This is a genomic window from Caulobacter mirabilis, assembly GCF_002749615.1.
GTDB classification, from domain to species: domain Bacteria; phylum Pseudomonadota; class Alphaproteobacteria; order Caulobacterales; family Caulobacteraceae; genus Caulobacter; species Caulobacter mirabilis.
Genome location: NZ_CP024201.1, coordinates 3,839,864 through 3,856,250 on the forward strand (window position 1 = coordinate 3,839,864; position 16,387 = coordinate 3,856,250).

Annotated in this window: 12 protein-coding genes; 6 read left to right on the forward strand and 6 right to left on the reverse strand. The window is 68.6% G+C overall.

Translation table 11 applies throughout. From position 1 onward, the window contains the following. The first annotated feature begins 8 nt into the window (after positions 1–8). Both CSW64_RS18120 and CSW64_RS18125 read left to right on the forward strand, forming a co-directional pair. A complete protein-coding gene (locus CSW64_RS18120; protein ID WP_099623412.1) occupies positions 9–3,212 on the forward strand; it encodes an efflux RND transporter permease subunit in 3,204 nt (1,067 codons plus the stop codon). Beyond that, a complete protein-coding gene (locus tag CSW64_RS18125; protein ID WP_099623413.1) occupies positions 3,212–4,618 on the forward strand; it encodes an efflux transporter outer membrane subunit in 1,407 nt (468 codons plus the stop codon). The genes CSW64_RS18120 and CSW64_RS18125 overlap by 1 nt, the downstream gene beginning before the upstream one ends. A gap of 100 nt (positions 4,619–4,718) precedes the next feature. On the opposite strand, the gene CSW64_RS18130 is transcribed toward CSW64_RS18125, so the two are convergent. The 4 genes from CSW64_RS18130 to CSW64_RS18145 form a co-directional block, all read right to left on the reverse strand. After that, complete coding sequence (locus tag CSW64_RS18130) at positions 4,719–6,074, reverse strand: spinster family MFS transporter (protein ID WP_099623414.1); 1,356 nt, start codon at positions 6,072–6,074, stop codon at positions 4,719–4,721. 18 nt (positions 6,075–6,092) lie between these two features. Next, positions 6,093–6,803, reverse strand: a complete 711-nt coding sequence (locus tag CSW64_RS18135; protein ID WP_099623415.1) for a glutathione S-transferase C-terminal domain-containing protein — start codon at positions 6,801–6,803, stop codon at positions 6,093–6,095. Between the two features lie 190 nt (positions 6,804–6,993). Beyond that, positions 6,994–9,186, reverse strand: a complete 2,193-nt coding sequence (locus CSW64_RS18140) for a TonB-dependent receptor (protein ID WP_099623416.1) — start codon at positions 9,184–9,186, stop codon at positions 6,994–6,996. Positions 9,187–9,449: 263 nt separating this feature from the next. Continuing rightward, a complete protein-coding gene (locus tag CSW64_RS18145; RefSeq protein ID WP_099623417.1) occupies positions 9,450–9,905 on the reverse strand; it encodes a MarR family winged helix-turn-helix transcriptional regulator in 456 nt (151 codons plus the stop codon). A 178-nt stretch (positions 9,906–10,083) separates the two neighbouring features. Here CSW64_RS18145 and CSW64_RS18150 point away from each other — a divergent pair, with 178 nt between their 5' ends. The 4 genes from CSW64_RS18150 (at position 10,084) to CSW64_RS18165 (ending at position 13,536) form a co-directional block, all read left to right on the forward strand. Further along, on the forward strand, positions 10,084–10,608 hold the full coding sequence (locus CSW64_RS18150) for a VOC family protein (protein WP_099623418.1): 525 nt from the start codon (positions 10,084–10,086) through the stop codon (positions 10,606–10,608). A gap of 3 nt (positions 10,609–10,611) precedes the next feature. Further along, positions 10,612–11,265 (forward strand): carboxymuconolactone decarboxylase family protein, encoded by a 654-nt coding sequence (locus tag CSW64_RS18155; protein WP_099623419.1) that lies wholly within the window; start codon positions 10,612–10,614, stop codon positions 11,263–11,265. Next, positions 11,266–12,357, forward strand: coding sequence for an oxidoreductase (locus tag CSW64_RS18160; protein ID WP_099623420.1), 1,092 nt, complete (start codon positions 11,266–11,268; stop codon positions 12,355–12,357). It abuts the gene before it with no gap. Positions 12,358–12,567: 210 nt separating this feature from the next. Then, positions 12,568–13,536 (forward strand): DUF2268 domain-containing putative Zn-dependent protease, encoded by a 969-nt coding sequence (locus CSW64_RS18165; protein WP_150131450.1) that lies wholly within the window; start codon positions 12,568–12,570, stop codon positions 13,534–13,536. Here CSW64_RS18165 and CSW64_RS18170 read toward each other — a convergent pair. Both CSW64_RS18170 and CSW64_RS18175 read right to left on the reverse strand, forming a co-directional pair. Beyond that, the gene (locus CSW64_RS18170) at positions 13,533–15,071 is read right to left on the reverse strand and encodes a long-chain-fatty-acid--CoA ligase (protein WP_099623421.1); all 1,539 of its coding nucleotides are present in this window, start codon (positions 15,069–15,071) and stop codon (positions 13,533–13,535) included. The genes CSW64_RS18165 and CSW64_RS18170 overlap by 4 nt on opposite strands. Positions 15,072–15,087: 16 nt before the next feature. Next, positions 15,088–16,272 (reverse strand): CaiB/BaiF CoA transferase family protein, encoded by a 1,185-nt coding sequence (locus tag CSW64_RS18175; protein WP_216361207.1) that lies wholly within the window; start codon positions 16,270–16,272, stop codon positions 15,088–15,090. Positions 16,273–16,387 lie beyond the last annotated feature (115 nt).

A 16,387-nucleotide genomic window follows, 5' to 3' on the forward strand; every position in this document is an offset into this window, starting at 1 on the left:
CTCCCCCCATGAACTTCTCCAGGTTCTTCATCGATCGCCCGATCTTCGCGGGCGTGATCTCGGTGTTCATCACCCTGATCGGCGCGTTCGCGCTGCCGCAGCTGCCGCTGTCGCAGTACCCGGACATCGCCCCCCCCACCATCCAGGTGCGCGCCACCTACCCCGGCGCCTCCGCCGAAACGCTCGCGTCCACGGTCGCGGCGCCGATCGAGCAGGAGATCAACGGGGTCGAGAACATGCTCTACATGTCCTCGTCCTCGACAGCGGACGGGGTGGCGGCGATCACCGTCACCTTCAAGCCCGGCACCGACCTCGATGCGGCGCAGGTTCTGGTCCAGAACCGCGTCGCCCTGGCCGAGCCGCGCCTGCCCGCCCAGGTCCGCCAGATCGGGATCAACGTCGAGAAACAGGCCACCGGCTTCCTGCTGCTGGTCGCGTTGAAATCGACCGATCCCAACACCGATCTCGAGACCATGGGCAACTACGCCAACGCCACGCTGCGGGACTCCCTGCTGCGGGTCGAGGGCGTGGGCGGCGTCCAGGTGTTCGGCGGCGGTCTCTACTCCATGCGCATCTGGATCGACCCGGCCAAGGCCGCGGCTCGTGACCTGACCGCGCCGGAGATCATCGCCGCCCTGCAGAGCCAGAACGTCCAGGTCGCCGCCGGCGCCCTGGGCCAGGCGCCCTTCGCCAGCAAGCCGGCCGACTTCCAGCTGCCGGTGCAGGTCGAGGGCCGTCTGAGCGATCCGGCCCAGTTCGGCGACGTGGTCATCAAGACCGACGCCCAGGGCCGCATCACCCGCGTGCGCGACATCGCCCGCGTCGAGCTCGGCGCTCAGGACTACTCCATCCGCGGCTACTTCGACGGCAAGCCGGGCATCGGCCTCGCCGTCATCCAGGCCCCAGGCTCCAACGCCCTGGCGACCTCGGAACGCGTGATGAAGGTGGTGGAAGAAGCCAAGAGCGGCTTCCCGCCGGGCGTGGTCTACACGGTGCCCTACAACCCGACCGAATACGTCCAGGCCTCGGTGAACGCGGTGCAGAGCACCCTGTTCGAAGCCGTGCTGCTGGTGATGCTGGTGGTCGTGGTCTTCCTGCAGACCTGGCGCGCGGCGATCATCCCGATCCTGGCCATTCCGGTGGCGTTGATCGGCGTGTTCGCGGTGCAGCTGGCGCTCGGCTTCTCGCTGAACTCGCTGTCGCTGTTCGCCCTCGTCCTCGCCGTCGGCATCGTCGTCGACGACGCCATCGTCGTGGTCGAGAACGTCGAGCGGAACATACGGGAAGGCATGTCGCCCAAGGAGGCGGCCTACCGGACCATGGACGAGGTCTCCGGCGCGCTGATCGCCATCGGCCTGGTGCTGCTGGCGGTGTTCATTCCGACCGCCTTCGTCAGCGGCATCCCCGGCCAGTTCTACCGCCAGTTCGCGGTGGCCATCGCGGCCGCCTCGGTGATCTCGCTGATCGTCTCGCTGACCCTGTCGCCCGCCCTGGCCGCCCTGCTGCTCAAGCCGCACGTCGACCACGAGGTCGACCACGGTCCGCGCTGGCTCAAGCCGCTCCGGGTCGTCGGCGCCAAGTTCAACCAGGGCTTCGACTGGCTGAGCGATCGCTACGGCCGCACCACGGCCCGGCTGGTCCGCGCCTCGGGCATCGTGCTGATCGTCTACGCCGGCCTGCTCGGCCTCACGGGCTGGCGCCTGATGGCCACGCCGACGGGCTTCATCCCCGACCAGGACCAGGGCGTGCTGATCGGCGTCGTGAACCTGCCCGCCGGCGCCTCGCTCGAGCGCACCGACGCGGTGATGCAACGCCTCACGGACACGGTGCTCAAGACGCCGGGCGTGGACAGCATCGCCGGCTTCGCGGGCCTCGACGGCTCCAGCTTCTCCGCCGGCTCCAACTCCGCCACCCTGTTCGTCCGCCTGAAGCCTTTCGAGGACCGCAAGACGGCCGATCTGAAGGCTCAGGCGATCGCCGGAGCCATCATGGGCGCCGCGAGCCAGTACGAAGAGGCCCAGGTGTTCGTCCTGGCCCCGCCCGCGGTCGAAGGCCTCGGCAACGGCGGCGGCTTCAAGATGATGATCCAGGATCGCGGCGGCGGCGACTATCGCCAGCTGGAAGGCGTGACCATGGCCATGATGGGCGGGGCGCAACAGGTGCCCGAGACCCAGGCGGTGTTCTCGCTCTTCAACACCGGCTCGCCCCGGGTGACGGCCGACATCGACCGTGACAAGGCGCAGCTGCTGGGCGTCCAGCCGTCGCAGATCTTCGACACCCTCGGCATCTACCTGGGCTCGTCGTACATCAACGACTTCAACCTGCTCGGCCGGACCTTCCGGGTCACCGCGCAGGCGGAGCCGGACGCGCGCGACGACCTGACGGACATCGCCAACATCAAGGTTCGCTCCAACACCGGCGGCATGGTCCCGCTCGGCTCGGTCGCCAACCTGCACGACGACACCGGTCCGGCCCGGGTGGTCCGCTACAACCTGTTCCCGGCCACGGAGCTGCAAGGCTCCGCGTCCCCGGGCGTCTCCTCCGGCGATGCGCTGAAGGCGATGGAAGGCCTGGCGGCCAAGACCCTGCCGAACGGCTACAGCTACGAGTGGACGGAACTGGCCTTCCAGGAAAAGGCGGCCGGCAACACCGGCGCCCTGGTCTTCGTCCTGGCGGTGGTGTTCGTCTTCCTGGTGCTGGCCGCCCTGTACGAGGCGTTCACCCTGCCCCTCGCGGTCATCCTGATCGTGCCGATGTGTATTCTCGCCGCGATCCTGGGCGTGAACCTGCGAGGGCTGGACAACAACATCCTCACGCAGATCGGCCTCATCGTGCTGGTCGCCCTGGCGGCGAAGAACGCGATCCTGATCGTGGAGTTCGCCAAGCAGGCCGAGGAGCAGGAAGGCCTGAACCGGTTCGACGCGGCCATCGCCGCCGCCCGGACCCGTCTGCGGCCGATCCTGATGACCTCGTTCGCCTTCATCCTCGGCGTGCTGCCGCTGGCCATCGCCACCGGTCCGGGCGCGGAGATGCGTCAGGCCCTCGGCACGGCGGTGTTCTTCGGGATGCTCGGCGTGACCTTCTTCGGCCTGGTCTTCACCCCGGTCTTCTATGTGGTCTGCCGCGCCATCTCGGCGAAGCTGCCGCAGGGCAAGGGCAAGAAGCGCAAGCTTCCGCCCGCCGACCAGGCTCAAGTCGAAGGAGCGCACTGATGAAGCGTTTCAGCACTCTCCTCATCCTTGGCGCATCGGCGACCGTCCTCGCCGCCTGCGCCACGGGCCCCGACTACGTCCACCCGGGTGCGCCCGGCGGCGATAGCGGGGCGTTCGTCTCCAGCGCTTCGCCGGCTTTCAGCCAGGAAGCTCCCCCCGCCGACTGGTGGAGGCTGTTCGATGACTCATCCCTCGACGGTCTCGTTCGGCAGGCGCTGGAGGCGAACAAGGACGTGGCCGTGGCCCAGGCCAACCTGGCCCAGGTCCGCGCCAGCCTGAGCGAGACCCGCGCGGGCCGCCTGCCGTCGACGACGGCGAGCGCCGGCGCGGCCCGCGCCCGGACCCAGAACCCGGTCGACGGCGCCTTCTCCGAGGGCGACTCGTTCTCCGCCGGGTTCGACATGTCCTACGAGGTCGACCTGTTCGGGCGGGTCAGCCGCTCGGTCGAGGCCGCCCGCGCGGACACCGACGCCGCGGCCGCCGCGCTGGAGGCCACGCGCGTCTCCGTCGCGGCGGAGACGGCCCGGGCCTACGCCGACGCCTGCTCGGCCGGGTCGCAGATCGAGATCGCCAGCCGCACCCTGAAGCTGCAGCAGGAGACCTACGACCTGACCAGCCGCCAGCTGCAGGTCGGGGCCGGCTCGGCCATGGACGTCGCCTCGGCGGCGGCCCTGGTGGAGACCACCCGCTCGGCGATCCCGACGCTGGAAGCGAGCCGGGCCTCGGCCCTGTTCCGCCTGGCGGTGCTGACCGGCCGGCCGCCGGCCGATGCTCCGGAGATCGCCAAGCTGTGCAAGACCGTGCCGCAGGTCGCCTCGGCGATCCCGGTCGGCGACGGCGCCTCGATGCTGAAGCGCCGTCCCGACGTTCGTCAGGCCGAGCGTGAGCTGGCCGCGGCGACCGCCCGGATCGGCGTGGCCACGGCCTCGTTGTATCCGTCGGTGACGCTGGGCGGGAACATCTCGACCCGCGCGGCCAAGGCCGGCGACCTGGGCGACGACTTCACCTTCAACCTCGGGCCGCTGATCTCCTGGAACTTCCCGAACATCGCCGTGGCCAAGGCCCGCATCGCCCAGTCGGGCGCCGCGGCCGACGGCGCCCTGGCGCGGTTCGAGAAGGCCAACCTGACGGCCCTCCAGGAAGCGGAGACGGCGCTCAGCCAGTATGCCCGCGAGCTGGAGCGTCGCCAGACGCTGACCCGCGCCCGCGACCAGAGCGCCCTGGCGGCGAAGCTCGCCCGCCAGCGCTACGACGCCGGCGTGGACAGCTTCCTGCAGGTGCTCGACGCCGAGCGGACCCTGGCCAACCTGGACGCCCAGCTGGCGCAGTCGCAGGCCCTGGTCGCCACCTACCAGGTGTCGGTGTTCAAGGCCCTGGCCGGCGGCTGGGACGAACAGGCCGCCTGAGAACAGGACGTCTGAACGAGATAGGGCCCTCGCCGCACGGGAGGGCCCTCACCTCGCCGGTTTCGGCGTAGGCCGCCCCCGCAAGGAGGCGGCCTTTATTTTACCCTGTCGCCAGCTCCCTTTTCACCGACCGGGCGGCCAGGAAGAAGTGCAGCGCGGCCAGCCAGAACAGCGTCACCACGATGACCAGGGCGTTGCGGATGCCCTCCGCCGAGGCCAGGCGGCAGCTGTCGGCCAGGGCCGTCCCCTTGGCGACCGTCGGGCAGATCGCGGCGTAGTCGCCCAGGGCGAAGGCCTGTTGGGCGAAGTGGTCGCTCAGCCAGCCGGTGACGATCGGGCCGGTGGTCATGCCGATGATGCTCATCAGCAGCGACAGGATGGCCGTGGCCGAGGCCCGCATGCGCGGCTCGACCAGGTTGTGGGTCACGGCGAAGGTCGGACCGAAGTACACGCCCGAGAACAGGCCCGGCAGGATCAGCACCAGGATGGCGGCGATCCATTCGGTCTGCAGGAAGCCCAGGATGTAGGCCGGTCCGGCCAGCAGCATGCCGATGGCCGGCGCCCAGCCGTACCAGCGCACGTCCTTCTTCACGAGCCGGTCGGTGATGAAGCCGCCCGCGAGGTATCCGCCCGCCAGCGAGATCGAGTTGACCACCACGAAGGCGAAGGCGGCGGTCGTGTAGTCGACATTGAAGGTCCGCACCATGAACGGGTGCAGGAAGCTCATGCCGCTGAAGCCGACGAAGTTCACGATGATCGCGGCGACCAGGATGTTGCGGAAGGTCTTGCTGGAGAACAGCCGCTTCAGAACCACGCCGAACTTCGGGGCCGGGTCGGTGTCGTTGCGGCCTTCGGAGAAACCGCGCGGCGGCTCCTTCACCGTCAGCCACGAGACCAGGGCCAGCAGCAGGCCGGGAATGCCAACCACCAGGAAGGCGGCGCGCCAGCCGAACTGCTGGGCGACGATGGCCCCGCCGAGGCCGCCGATGACGATGCCGATCGGCGTGGCCAGGCCCAGGATCGAGAACACCGAGGCGCGCTTCTCCGGCGGATAGTAGTCGGAGAGCAGCGACTGCGACGGCGCGCCCGCGCCCGCCTCGCCGACCCCGACGCCGATCCGGGCCAGCAGCAGGTGGGCGAAGTTGCCCGCGAAGCCGCACAGGGCGGTCATCGCCGACCAGGTGGCCAGGGCGACGCTGATGATGGCCACGCGGCTCTTGCGCTCGGCCAGGCGCGCGACGGGGATGCCCAGCACGCCGTACAGGATGGCGAACGCCGCGCCGCCCAGCAGGCCCAGCTGCAGGTCGGTGATCTGCAGGTCGTCCTTGATGGCCTGGCCGACCGTGTTGAGGATCGAGCGGTCGATGAAGGCCACCGTCGAGATGGCCACGAGGACGATCAGCGCCCAGCGCCGGTCCTTGTTGGAGGGCCCGGCGGGCGGGGGAATGTCGGTCACTGGGGGTAGCGTCCTCGGCTAGCTGCGCGCCGCGGCGAGCATCCTGTCGCCGAACAGCACGGACCATTGGTCTGGGTTGAGTCTCATGTGGCGGCCGGCGGCCGGGTCGTTCTCCGGCACGGCGGCGCCCTCGCGCACCGCCCTGCGCTCGCCGACGCGGCGATACCAGGCCTGGATCGACGGCCATTCGGCGATATCCAGGTCGATCGCCCGCGCCGCCCGCACCCACGGCCAGCAGGCCATGTCGGCGATCGAGTATTCCTCGGCCAGGAACTCGACCTCGGACAGGCGGCGGTCCAGGACGTCGAACAGACGGCGTGCCTCGCGGCCGTAGCGCTCGACGGCGTACTCGGGCGGCTCGGGGCAATAGCGCAGGAAGTGGTGGGCCTGGCCGTGCTGGGGGCCGAGGCCGGACATCTGCCACATCAGCCACTGGATGGCGGTGTGGCGCAGGCGGGGAGACGCCGGCAGGAACCGCCCGGACTTGTCGGCCAGGTAGATCAGGATGGCGCCGGACTCGAACAGGGCCAAAGGCTCGCCGCCGCCTACCGGGTCGTGATCGACGATCGCGGGCAGGCGATGGTTCGGGTTGATGGCCCGGAACCCGGGCTTCAGATGCTCGCCCTCGAGCAGGTTGTAGCGGATATGGCGGTGCGGCAGGCCGGTCTCGGCCAGCATGATCGAGATCTTGTGGCCGTTGGGCGTGGAGACCCCGTGCAGGTCGATCAAAGCTTCCTCCCCATGACGCGCCGCCTTTCCGGCGAACTTCCGCGCAGTGTCTTCCGCCCATGCCATATCGTCAATCTAATTGATGATATTCGATCACCTGCCGCCGCTCGGCGAGCCGATAAAGAAGAACCCCGGGCCGAGGGGCGGCCCGGGGTTCAGGTTGTCGCTCTGATCGAGGGAGAGCGGGTCTCTAGAACTTGTAGCCGACCTCCAGGCCCCAGGTGCGGGGCGCCTGGTAGATGCGCAGATTGCCGAGCGGCCCGATGTTGAAGGTGTTGTTGATCACCTCCTCGTCCATCAGGTTCTTGCCCCACAGCGAGACCTTCCAGCCCTGGGTCCCGGTCAGCGAGATCGTGGCGTCGACCAGGGTGTTCGACGGGCGGACCTGGACGTTCGAGACGCGGTTCAGCGCCCCGCCCGAGGTGTACATGTCGTCGGTGTAGACGGCGTTGGCGTTGAAGCCGAACTCGCCCAGCGGCGTGTCGCGGACGTAGTTCACGCCGACGCTGCCCGACCATTTCGGCGCATAGGCCATCGGCAGGTCGCTGTTGTCCTCGGCCACGCCGTTGCCGTCGAGGTCGGTGAAGTTGCTCACGAACTCGGCGTCCAGGTAGGCGACGTTGGCGTTCAGGCGCCAGCCGCCGCCGACGATCCAGAGCGCCTCCGCCTCGGCGCCGCTGATGCGGGCCTCGCCGGCGTTCAGGACGACGGACTCGTACTTGCCGCCGATGAAGCGCTGGCTGCTGACCTGCATGTCCGAGTAGTTGCTGGTGAACACCGCCCCGTTGAGGCGCAGGCGGCGGTCGAAGAGCTCGCTCTTCACGCCGGCTTCCAGGCTGTCCACGGTCTCGGAATCGTACGGACCGGCCGTCTCGGGGCGCGAGGCGCGGCCGTTGAACCCACCGCTGCGGAAGCCGCGCGACCAGGTCACATAGCCCATGACCCGCGGGGTGAACTCGTAGTTGACGCCCACCTTCGGCGAGAAGTTGCCCCACTCGTCCTCGAACGTCCGGGACACCAGGCTGCCGAGAGGCTGGTTCTTGAAGGTCTTCTTCTCGTAGCTGACGCGGCCGCCGGCGGTGATGGTCATCTTGTCGTCGACATGCCAGTCGAGCTGGCCGAACGAGGCCCAGGCCTGGTTTTCCTGGCTGGCGATCTGCTTCAGGGACGCGCCGCCGAACAGGAGCCCGCTCTGGGTGTTCGTGATCGCGTACTCCTGGTCCATGAAGTACAGGCCCAGCACGTAGTCGACCTTGTCGCCGAACTCCCCGGCCAGGCGGAACTCCTGGCTGAACTGCTTGTGGGTCTGGTCGCGGAGGGCGGCGAACATGTTGGCCGCGCTGCCGTCGTAGTCGCTCTGCACCAGGTCGTCGAACTCACGGTAGCCGGTGATGCTGGTCAGCGTGCCGTAGTCGAGATGCCAGTTGGCCGTCAGGGCGACGCCCCAGGTGTCGATCTCGGCGAACGACGGCGTGCCGCTGAACACGTTGTAGACGTTCTTGGCCTGGTTAATCTGGTCGGCGGTGAACGGCGGCGCGCCCGGCGCGCCGGTGGTCGGGCTGAGCTGGTAGAACACGTTGCCCGGCAGCGAGGCGTTGCGGAACGAACCGCCCGAGCCGTCCTCCTGGTCGAAGTCGACCACCAGGCTGGCGTCGAACGTATCCGACGGCTTGGCGACCAGGGTGAAGCGGCCCGACAGGACCTCGTTGTCGCCCTCGCGCTTGTTCAGCGTGACGTTGCGGTTGTAGCCGTCGTAGCTCTTGTAGAGCACCGAGGCGCGGGCCGCGAAGACGTCGCCCAGCGGGACCTCGACGGCCAGGCGGCCTTCCTGGCGGCCGTGGTCGCCGACGGTCACCTGGACCGCGCCGTTGAAGCCGGCGCCGACGACCGGCTTCTTGGTGCGGACGCTGACCACGCCGCCGATGGTGTTGCGGCCGTAGAGCGTGCCCTGCGGGCCGCGCAGGATCTCGACCGACTCGATGTCGAAGAAGTCCTGCAGCGCGCCGCTGTTGCGGGCCAGGTAGACGCCGTTCATCTCGACGCCGACCGAGGGCTCGAAGGTCGACTCCACGTCGGCGAAGCCCAGGCCGCGGATGAAGAAGGCGCTGGCGTAGGGATAGGCGCCGACGGGAGCCAGGACGACGTTCGGAGCCTTGGCGCTGAGGTCGGTCAGGTTCTGGACGGACTGCGCCTCGAGCTGCTGCGAGCCGAACGCCGAGACGGCCACCGGCACGTCCTGCAGGTTCTGCTCGCGCTTCTGCGCGGTGACCACGATCTCCTCGACCTGCTGGGCCTCTTGCGCCGAGGCCTCGCCGGCCAGGGCGGCGATCAGGGCCAGGGCCCCTGCGGACGCGAACATGCGAATGGTCGCCGGATGGCGCATCGTGATCCTCCCCTTGTTATCGGTCAGCCGACGATCGGCTGTTGCCCGGGAAGATGCCCCGCACCCGCTCTTTGTCAATCTAGATGACGATATTGCCGTGAATTTTGTAAATCAGACTGACCTTTATGGATCACTGTCTGGAGCCATCCCTAGACGCCGGGGAGGCCATTTTCCTTATTATTCAAAGCATTGACGATAGAGCACGGCCAACCACAAGCCTGAGGCGATCGGATTGACGATTCAACGCTGCCTCGCGTTGACGTTCAGGCGCCCTTGGCGACCTCGGGCCATTGGGTGGGGGACTCTCCCCACTCCGCGCTGAAGGCCTTGATCAGGTTTTCGACGTTGCGCGGTCCGATCCGCCGCTTCAGTTCCGCGGTCAGGGCGGCCATCGCATCGTCGGCGTCGCGGCCCATCGCCCGCCCCTTGTCGCTGACGGCGACGATCTTGGCGCGACGGTCGTCCTTGTCGTCGCGCAGCTCCAGCATGCCCAGCTCAACCATCTGGTTGATGGTGGTGTGCACGGCCTGGCGGCTGATGCCCAGGTTGCGGGCAATGTCGGAGGGCTTGTGGAAACCGATCACGACGTTGGCCATCACCATCGACTGCGGACGGGTCACCTGGTTCCAGCCCCGCGCCTGGAGATAGCTCTGCAACCCGTCGTCGAACCAGAAGAAGGCCTGGAGGAGGGGGACGATGAGGGTCTCGGCGCCGATCATGGACTCGCTTCGCGATGCTGCGGATATGCGGGCACACTAGGCTGAACCGTGGCGCCGTCAACGCGGTAACACCGTGCGTCGGGACCCGTTATTTATCAGTTTAGTTGACGAAATACGGAAGCGCTCTCTAGGTTGGCCTCAACGACGGCTCCTCGTTGGGGCCTGTGGGGAGAGAAACATGCGCACAACCGGCATCAACCATGTGGCCCTGGTCGCCCGGGACATGCAGGAGACCGTGACATTCTACACGGAGGTGCTCGGCATGCCCCTCGTGAAGACCGTGGCCCTGCCGGACGGCGGCCAGCACTTCTTCTTCGACTGCGGCGGCGACACGGCCGTGGCCTTCTTCTGGTGGCCGGAAACCCCAGCGGCGGCGCCAGGCGTCGCCTCTGTCCGCAAGTTCCCCAGCGACTCCAAGACGGCCATCGGCTCGATGAACCACCTGGCCTTCGACGTCGCCCAGGGCGAGCTGTCGGCTTGTCTGACCCGCCTGAAGGCGGCCGGCGTCGAGCACATCCCGGTCATCGTGAACCACGACGACAGCGAGAGCGGCGTCTGCGGCGAGCTGCACGACGGCGTTTTCGTCCGGTCGGTCTACTTCACCGACCCCAACGGCATCATGATGGAGTTCGCGGCGAGCACGAAAGCCTTCGTCGCCGAGGACGTCCGGCACGCGCCCCAGGGCGCCACGGTGGAGGTCTAGCCCATGCCCCGTCTTCGTCAGGTCCCCCGCGCCGAGGTCGATCAGGGCACCGGCCTGCGCATGTACAACCTGTTGTTCGGCGATCGCGATCCAGTGGCCGAGCCCGGCACCGCGACCGGCACCCCCGGCGACTGGTGGACGGTCTTCGCGCTGGTGCCGGACTGCCTGCACCACGCTTGCCAGGGCTTCGGCTTCTACCGCAGCCCCAACCGCAAGATCGATCCGGTCCTGCGCGAGCTGGGCCAGACCCGCGCCGGCTGGAACAAGGGCAGCCAGTTCGTCTTCTCGCAGCACTGCAAGTCCCTGCGTGGGCTGAACGTCAGCGAAGAACGCATCGCCGCCATCCCGCACTGGGAAGTGGCCGACTGCTTCACCGAGAACGAGCGCGCGGTCCTGGCCTATACTGACTACCTGACCCTGCAGAACGGCCGCGTGCCGGACCCGGTGTTCGACAGGCTGAAGACCTTCCTGTCGGACGAGGAGATCCTGGAGTTCACCTACATCACCTGCCTGTACGACATGCATGCCGTGATGACCCGGGCGCTGCGGCTCGAGTACGACGACGTCGACGAGCGCATCGTCGAGATCGCCGCGCCCGAGGGCGATGTCGGCCGCGACTTCCTGGACACGGGCCGCGGAGACGCGGACGTCCGCTAGATGTCGGTCGAGGCCCTGTTCCGCCCATTCGCGGCCAGATCGCTGCGGACGGCCAACCGGATCGCCATGGCCTCCATGGCGCGCTGGGCCGCGCCCGGCGGCGATCCGGCGCCGCTGGAGGACTTCTACCGCCGGCGGATCGAGGGCGGCGCCGGGCTGATCCTGACCGAGGGCGTCAACCCGGACCGGCCGGCGGCCGGCAACGACCCCTGCTCGCTGAAGCTGCACGGCCCGGCGCTCGGCGGCTGGCGGACGGTGATCGACGCCGTCCAAGGCGCGGGCGGCGCGATCGTCCCCCAGCTCTGGCATTGCGGCGCGACGGCCAAGCCGGGCCAGGCCTGGACGCCGTCTGTCCCGTTCGAGAGCCCCTCCGGCCGCCAGGCGCCGGGTCTGAAGCGCGGCGTCGTCATGGACGAGGCGGCGGTCGAGGCGACCATCGCCGCCTTCGCCCAGGCCGCCGCCGAGGCCAGGGCGCTGGGGTTCGACGGCGTCGAGATCCATGCCGGCCACGGCTACCTGCTGGATCAGTTCCAATGGCGCGCCACGAATGACCGCACCGACCGCTGGGGCGGCGCGACGCTCGCCGAGCGCAGCCGCTTTCCGCTGGCGGCGGTGAAGGCCGTCCGCGCCGCCGTCGGCCCGGATTTCGCGGTCCTGCTGCGTGTCTCGCAATGGAAGTCGGCCGACCTTTCGGCACAACTGGTCGAGACGCCGTCCGAGCTGGAGGCTTGGCTGGGACCCTTCGTCGACGCGGGCGTGGACGTAATCAGCGCCTCCCAGCTGCGCTGGGATCAAGCCGAGTTCGAAGGCTCGCCGCTCGGTCTCGCCGGCTGGGTGCGGACGCTGCTGGGCGTTCCGACCATCGTCGCCGGCGGCGTCGGGATGAGCGGCGACTTCATCCGCACCTTCGGTGGCGAGACCGGTGCGCCCGAGCCTGTCGAGGAGATCTCGCGCCGGCTGGACGCGGGCGAGTTCGACCTGGTCGCCGTGGGCCGCGGCATGCTGGCGGACGCCGACTGGGCGAACCGCGTACGCGAGGGTCGCCCACGCACGAACTGCCCGCCGTCGCGCCTGTTCGCCGGCGTCGTCTAGACGTCTTCCGATTGTCCCTACGAACGCGGGGACCCAGGCCGACTGTGCGATTTCGCCAAGGAGGACAGGTTCGGTCGGCAGCTTGGGTCCCCGCCTTCGCGAAGACATACGGTTGTCGAGGCCACGAGCTCAGACAAGATTGCCGCGAGTTAAGTTGCCTCGCCCCCCGGCGCGGAGAAGGTTGCCGCCCTGTATCGTGGAGGGCGGGCGATGACTCTGGGCAGACGTCTGGCGCAGGCCGGCCTGGCTCTGGCGACCCTGGTCGCGGCCGCCGGCGCCTCGGCGGCGACGCCGACGACCTCAACCAGCGACATCGATAACTTCTGGACCGCCTACGACGCCATCCGGAAGATCGACGATCCCGCAGAGCAGCTCGCAACCTTCAAGCGGCTCTACGTCGACAAGGCCTCGCCGGGGCTGACAGCCTTCATGGCGGCGCGGCGCTGCACGCCCGAGGTCTATCTGAAGCAGATCCAGAGCTATCCGAAGTTCTGGGCCTCGGTCCGTCCACGGACAGCGCTGGCGGGATCGGTGACCGCGCAACTGCCGCCCTATATCGAGCGTTTCCGCGCGCTCTACCCGGGCCTGCGCCCGGCCAGCATCACCTATTCGATCGGCTGCCTGCGCTCGTCCGGAACGACCCAGGGCGACAAGGTGCTGATCGGCGCGGAGTTGGCCTTCGGGGACGAAAGCATCGATGTCTCCGAACTGCCTGAACGCGATCGGACCCGTCTGGCCGGCTACTTCCGCACCCAACCCTCCAAAGGCCTGGTGCTGCTCAACATGCATGAGCTGGCGCACACCCAGCAACCGGCCAACGTCGGCGACACCCTGCTGGCCCAGGCCGTGCTGGAAGGCGTGGCGGAGTTCGTTGCGGAGCAGGTCACCGGCCGGCGGCCGGCCCTGCCCTACTTCGACTACGGCCCCCGGCACGAGGCCGAGATCAAGACCCGTTTCAAGGCCGAGATGGACGGCCCCTACGACAACTGGCTGTACAATGGAACCGACAACCCGTTCGGGGTCGGCGACCTGGGCTATTTCGTCGGCTACCGGATCTGCCAAACCTACCACGAGCGCGCGTCCGACAAGCGGGCGGCCCTCAAGCGGATGATCGAGCTCGACGTCCGCGACGCGGCGGCTGTGAAGGCCTTCGTGGCCGACAGCGGCTATCTCGACTAGACCCGCTTCTCGCGGCCTTCCCACCAGGGCGCGCGCAGGTCGGTCTTGAGCACCTTGCCGGCGGCGCTGCGCGGCAGCGGCGTCAGCAGCACCTGGAGGCTCTTGGGCGTCTTGTAGCCGGCGATCTCGGCGCGGCAGTGGGCGGCCAGGGCTTCGAACGCCAGCGCCTCGCCCGGCTTGAGCACGACAATGGCGTGGACCCGCTCGCCCCACTTGTCGTCCGGCACGCCGATAACCGCGCACTCGACCACGGCCGGATGGCGCGAGACGACGTTCTCGACCTCGATCGAATAGACGTTCTCGCCGCCGGTCACGATCATGTCCTTGAACCGGTCGGTGATGTAGACGAAGCCGTCCTCGTCCATGAAGCCGGCGTCGCCCGACCACATCCAGCCGTCCCGCAACGCCTTGGCGGTCTCGTCCGGGCGGTTCCAGTAGCCGGCCATCATGTTATCGCCGCGGCCGACGATCTCGCCCAGGGTCCGGCGCGGAACCTCGTTTCCGGCCTCGTCGCAGACCTTGATCTCGTAGCCGTAGCAGGGTTGTCCGACGGACTTCATCTTCTCCGGATCGGCGCCCGGCCGGTGATGCCGGGCCTCCAGGAAGGTGTGGGCGCCCATCTCGGTCATGCCGAACCCCTGGACGAAGTCGACATCCGGGAACCGCGCCCGGGCGACGTCGTAGGTCCCCAGCGGCATCGGCGCGCCGCCGTAGCCCAGCACCTTCAGCCCACGCGCAATGTCCCCCCGCGGATGCCGGGCCAGGCGGTCGATGATCGCCGGCACCGTGAAGATGTGGGTGATCCCCCAGCGCTCGATCAGGTCGAGCATGACGGTCTCGTCGAGCCTGCGGACGAAGACGTGGGTCCCGCCGACCATGGTGGCCATGAAGGTGCCGATGTCGGCCAGGTGGAACATCGGCGCCGAGTGCAGGTTGACGATGGTCTCGTCGACTTTCAGCGACATGGTCAGGTTCATCGCCATCGCCGACAGCGCGCGATGGGTCAGCATCACGCCCTTGGGCAGGCCGGTGGTGCCGCCGGTGTAGAAGATGCCGGCCAGGACGTCGGCCTTGCGCTCCACTTCGGCAGCCGGCTCGCCCGAGGCGACCAGGTCTTCGAACGCGTGGTCGGCCGCGCCGCCGGCGCCGTCCATTCCGATCCAAGCAGTGACGCCCGGCAGCTGCGGCTTCAGCTCGGCCGCGACGGCCGCGAACTCCTCGCCGAACAGAAGCGCGCTCGCACCGGCGTCCTGCAGTTGGAACCGGGTCTCGGCCTGGGCCAGGCGGGTGTTCAGCGGCACGATGCAGGCGCCGCTCCACAGGATGGCGAAATAGGCCTCGAAGTAGAGGTCGCAGTTGTTCGCCAGGACGGCGACCCGGTCGCCCTCCTTGACGCCCAGCCGACGCAGCGAGCCCGACAGCCGCGCCACCCGATCCTGCACATCGCGCCAGGTGCGAACCCGGTCGCCGTCGATCGTAGCCGTATGATCCGGACGCACGAGAACGGCCCGGCGAAGGGTCTGGGTCAGCCGCATCGGTGTGCGCTCCTAGCTAGATGATCCCGCTCTCCCGAAGCCGGGCCAGCGCGTCCCCGTCGAAGCCCAGGCGGGTTCCCAGGATCTCGTCGTTGTGCTCGCCCACGGTCTGAGGCGCGATGCTGCGCACGCCGCCCGGCGTCGCCGACAGCTTGGGGAAGACGTTCTGCATCTTCAGGCCGGGCCACTTCGGATGGTCGACCTCGATGATCGCCTCGCGAGCGGCGAAATGGGGGTCGGCCAGCATGTCGGCAGGCTTGTAGATCCGCCCCGCCGGCACGCCGTGCTCGGTCATCAGGGCCTCGACCTCGTCGACGGTCAAAGTGCGGGTCCAGTCGGCGATCAGGTCGTCCAGCTCGGTCTGGTTCGCCCCCCGCGAAGCGTGGTCGACGTAGCGAGGATCGGTCGCCAGCTCCGGCCGGCCCATGGCCTCGCACAGGCGCTTGAACACCCCGTCGCCGTTGCCGCCGATCAGATACTCGCCGTCGCTGCAGGGATAGACGTTCGAGGGTGCGATACCGGGCAGGATGGCGCCCGACCGCTCGCGGGCCTGGCCGGTCGCCACATACTCGGGGACCAGGCTCTCCATGACCTGCAGCACGGCCTCGTACAGGGCCGAGTCGACCACCTGGCCCTTGCCCGTCTTGCGGCGGTGCTCCAGCGCCGCCAGCGCCCCCATGCAGCCGTAGGTCGCCGCCAGGCTGTCGCCGATCGAGACGCCCATGCGCGACGGCGGACGGTCCGGCTCGCCGACGATGTTGCGCCATCCGCCCATGGCCTCGCCGATGCCGCCGAAGCCGGCGCGGGTGCTGTAGGGGCCGGTCTGGCCGTAGCCCGACATCCGCACCACGATCAGGCCGGGATTGGTGTCGTGAAGCTGGTCGGGACCGAGGTTCCAGCCCTCCAGCGTGCCGGGTCGGAAGTTCTCGATGAGGATGTCCGCGCCGTCGATCAGCCGGCGAGCCAGGCCCTGGCCTTCCGGCTTGCGCAGGTCGATCGAGACGGACTTCTTGTTGCGGGCGATGACCTCCCACCAGACCGGCGCGCCGCGGCCCCAGGCCCGCATCGGGTCGCCGATCCTCGGCGGCTCGATCTTGATCACGGTCGCGCCCAGGTCGCCCAGAAGCTGGCCGCAGAACGGCCCCGCGATCAGCTGTCCGGCCTCGACGACGATCAGTCCTTCCAGCGGTCCACCCGACACGGCTCTTCCCTTCCCTCGCAACGTCGCCAACGCCTAGTTCGGAGACGCTATATGTCAACTAAATTGATAATATATCTTACTTAGATTTCGACACTTCCGTCAAATCTACATGTAT

Bases quoted from the DNA above. Each gene is read 5' to 3' on its own strand.
- CSW64_RS18120 (WP_099623412.1), top strand. From the start codon at position 9: ATGAACTTCTCCAGGTTCTTCATCGATCGCCCGATCTTCGCGGGCGTG.
- CSW64_RS18125 (WP_099623413.1), top strand. From the start codon at position 3,212: ATGAAGCGTTTCAGCACTCTCCTCATCCTTGGCGCATCGGCGACCGTC.
- CSW64_RS18140 (WP_099623416.1), bottom strand. From the start codon at position 9,186: ATGCGCCATCCGGCGACCATTCGCATGTTCGCGTCCGCAGGGGCCCTG.
- CSW64_RS18145 (WP_099623417.1), bottom strand. From the start codon at position 9,905: ATGATCGGCGCCGAGACCCTCATCGTCCCCCTCCTCCAGGCCTTCTTC.
- CSW64_RS18150 (WP_099623418.1), top strand. From the start codon at position 10,084: ATGCGCACAACCGGCATCAACCATGTGGCCCTGGTCGCCCGGGACATG.
- CSW64_RS18155 (WP_099623419.1), top strand. From the start codon at position 10,612: ATGCCCCGTCTTCGTCAGGTCCCCCGCGCCGAGGTCGATCAGGGCACC.
- CSW64_RS18160 (WP_099623420.1), top strand. From the start codon at position 11,266: ATGTCGGTCGAGGCCCTGTTCCGCCCATTCGCGGCCAGATCGCTGCGG.
- CSW64_RS18165 (WP_150131450.1), top strand. From the start codon at position 12,568: ATGACTCTGGGCAGACGTCTGGCGCAGGCCGGCCTGGCTCTGGCGACC.
- CSW64_RS18170 (WP_099623421.1), bottom strand. From the start codon at position 15,071: ATGCGGCTGACCCAGACCCTTCGCCGGGCCGTTCTCGTGCGTCCGGAT.